Below are 201 nucleotides of genomic sequence, written 5' to 3' on the forward strand. Positions count from 1 at the left end.
TTAACAGTTTTTTGCAAATCGATAATGTAAATTCCGTTCCGGTCAGTGAAGATATATTCCCGCATTTTGGGGTTCCACCGCCGGGTTTGGTGTCCGAAGTAAACACCGGCTTCCAGTAATTGTTTCATGGAAACGACTGACATATTTACACCTCCATTAGTTTTACCTCCGCCCCCATCTTCTTCGCTGCCCACCTGTCTC

At 45.8% G+C, this 201-nt stretch carries 1 protein-coding gene; it reads right to left on the reverse strand.

The features are described 5' to 3' along the window. The coding region (locus JDF658_RS14165; protein ID WP_159446656.1) for a 30S ribosomal protein S2 at positions 1-143 on the reverse strand (143 nt) is incomplete at its 3' end. Positions 144-201 lie beyond the last annotated feature (58 nt).

This window comes from Carboxydocella sp. JDF658, assembly GCF_002049395.1.
Taxonomy (GTDB): Bacteria; Bacillota.